Raw genomic sequence first — 1,780 nt, 5'->3', positions numbered from 1 at the left:
GTTGACGACGCCCACCGCGAGCAGCGCGACGACGAGCGTCACGAGCGGCGCCGCGACGCACGGCACCGCGGCCACGGCGGCGGACGCGAGCCTGCTCGCGAACACCCGGCCGCGCCGCGGGGCGAACGTCAGCCAGGTCCCCATCGCGCCCGACGCGAACTCGGAGGTCACGAGCCCGACGCCGACCATGAGGCACCCGAGCGTGATCATGACCCCGACGGACGGGAGCCGCTCGGTCACGAGCGACGCGACGTCGGGCCGCACCGCGACGTACTGCTCGGGCACGGGCGGTCGCGACGTGCACACCGCCACGGCCTGCGCGGACGGCAGGTCCGGGTGGACGGAGGGGTCGTCCTCGTCGCACGGCGCGACCAGGTCCTGCCACGCGGCGAGGTCCGAGCGGTACGCCTCGCCCGCCGCGGCGACCTGGGCGGGGCTCGGCGGGCGCGACTCCCACCACCCGCTCAGCACGAGCCCGAGCACGCCCAGCACGACGCCCGCGGCCACGCACCACACGAGCGGGCGCGCACGGACGCGGGCGAGCTCGGCCCGCAGCAGGTGGGTCACGACGCCCGCCCCGGGGCGGCACCCGTGAGCTCGAGGAACGCCGACTCGAGGTCACGGCGCAGGACCACGACCTCGTCGGCGAACACGTCGCCGCGCGCCAGCGCCTCGTTCACCTGCGACGAGCCGGGCGCGCCGGCGACCTCGACGGTCCGGCCGTCGACGTGGACGTCCCAGCCCCGCGCGGCGAGCAGCCCTTGCGCACGCACCGGGTCGGCGACCGTGACGCGCACGCGCGCGGTGCCGTCGCCCGCGAGCAGCGCCGCGACGGTCCCCTCGGCCACGAGCCGCCCGCGCGCGACGACCGAGACCGTGTCGGCCACCTGCTCGACCTCGGCGAGGATGTGGCTCGACACCAGGACCGTCCGGCCCTCGTCGGCCAGGCCGCGCATGGTCGCGCGGATGTCGCGGATGCCCGCGGGGTCGAGGCCGTTCGTCGGCTCGTCGAAGATCAGCAGGTCGGGGTCTTTGAGCAGCGTCGCGGCGATCGCGAGCCGCTGCTTCATGCCGAGCGAGTAGCGGCGGAACTGGTCGACGCCGCGCTCGCGCAGGCCGACCCGCTCGAGCACCTCCTCGACGCGCGTGTGCGGCACGCCGACCGCGGTCGCGAGCAGGCGGAGGTTGCGGCGGCCGGAGAAGCCCGGGACGAACTTCGGGTTCTCGACGATCGCGCCGACGCGGCCGATCACGTCCGGGAGCCGCTCCGGCACCGGCGTGCCGAACAGGTGCACCGTGCCCGCGTCGGGCCGCGCGAGCCCGAGCAGCATGCGGATCGTCGTCGTCTTCCCGGAGCCGTTGGGGCCGAGGAACGCGTGCACGCCGCCCGCGGGCACGGTGAGGTCGAGGTGGTCGACCGCGACCACCTCGCGGAGCGTGAACGTCCGGTACGTCTTGCGCAGCCCGCGCACGCGCACCGCGGGCTCGCTGCCTGCGTCGATGTCGGACCTCCCCTCCCCCGTCCCATCGGCACGGCCGGCACCGCCCGACCCCGCGGGCGGCGGTCTTCACCCGCCCGGCCCAACCTCCGGCGCGGGCGGGGTCACGGCACCTAGCCTCGGAGGACGCGGACGAGGAGGGACCGATGACGAGGATCCGGAGGGCGTCCGCCGGCGCGCTCGCCGCACTGGTGCTGGGCGCGACGGCGGCGTGCGGCGCGGGTGGGTCGGGCGGTCCCGACACGGGCGGACCGACGCCGACGACGGGCGGGACCGCGAGC

The 1,780-nt window shown here is 76.7% G+C and carries 2 protein-coding genes; both read right to left on the bottom strand.

Annotated elements, in window-relative coordinates; genetic code table 11:
- On the bottom strand, positions 1-567 hold a 567-nt coding region (locus HGA02_RS18410; protein ID WP_168680759.1), incomplete at its 3' end, for a hypothetical protein.
- On the bottom strand, positions 564-1,478 hold the full coding sequence (locus HGA02_RS18405; protein ID WP_168680757.1) for an ATP-binding cassette domain-containing protein: 915 nt from the start codon (positions 1,476-1,478) through the stop codon (positions 564-566). The genes HGA02_RS18405 and HGA02_RS18410, both read right to left, overlap by 4 nt.
- Positions 1,479-1,780 lie beyond the last annotated feature (302 nt).

The sequence above is a fragment of the Cellulomonas septica genome (assembly GCF_012396155.1).
In the GTDB taxonomy this organism is placed as follows: domain Bacteria; phylum Actinomycetota; class Actinomycetes; order Actinomycetales; family Cellulomonadaceae; genus Cellulomonas; species Cellulomonas septica.
This window is presented reverse-complemented; position numbering and strand designations above follow the sequence as displayed.